The organism is Microbacterium sp. M1A1_1b, from assembly GCF_053345565.1.
In genome coordinates, this window is sequence record NZ_JBKFAJ010000016.1 from 1 (window position 1) to 971 (window position 971).

A 971-nucleotide genomic window follows, 5' to 3' on the forward strand; every position below is an offset into this window, starting at 1 on the left:
CCCCCGTGCACGTCGACCGGGGTCACGAAGTGCTCGTGCAGGTGGTCGACGAACTCGATGTAGCGACCCTCGAGCTCGCCGGTCAGCGCGACCGCGTCGAACATCGACAGGTGCTGCACCGCCTCGCACAGCCCGACACCACCGGCGTGCGGGCACACCCGCACGCCGTGCTTGGCCGCCAGCAACAGGATCGCGATGTTCTCGTTCACGCCCGCGACCCGGGTCGCATCGATCTGCAGCACCCGCATGGCCTCGGCCTGGATGAGCTGCTTCGCGATCACCCGGTTCGCCATGTGCTCGCCCGTCGCGACCGGGATCGGGGCGATCCGGCGGGCGATCTCCGCATGCCCCAGGACGTCGTCCGGGCTGGTCGGCTCTTCCACCCACGCGATGTCGAACTCCCGCAACCGGTCGATCCACGCCACGGCGGCGTCGACGTCCCAGCGCTGGTTCGCGTCGATCGCGATCTTCACGTCCGGGCCGACGACCCGGCGGGCGATGCCCAGACGTCGGACGTCCTCGTCGACGTCGCCACCGACCTTGAGCTTGATCTGGGTGAAGCCCTCGTCCACGGCCTCGCGGCACAGGCGGGCGAGCTTGTCGTCGTCGTAGCCCAGCCAACCGGGCGTGGTCGTGTACGCCGGGTAGCCCTGCTGCTCCAACCGGGCACGGCGTTCGGCACGCAACGGCTCGGCACGGCGGAACAGCTCGAGCGCCTCGTCCGGGGTGATCGCGTCGGTCAGGTACCGGAAGTCGACCAGCGCGACGAGCTCCTCGGGGCTCAGGTCCGCCAGCAGTGCCCACAGCGGCTGCCCGGCACGCTTGGCCCGCAGGTCCCACAGGGCGTTCACCACGGCACCGATCGCCATGTGCATCACGCCCTTCTCCGGGCCCAGCCAGCGCAGCTGCGAGTCGTGCACCATGCTCCGCCACGTGCCACCCATGTCCGCCAGCAACGCCTCAGCATCCCG

1 protein-coding gene is annotated in these 971 nt (G+C 70.3%); it reads right to left on the minus strand.

The annotated features are described in order from the left end of the window. The coding region (locus ACLBWP_RS18435) for an enolase C-terminal domain-like protein (protein ID WP_447656268.1) at positions 1-971 on the minus strand (971 nt) is incomplete at both ends.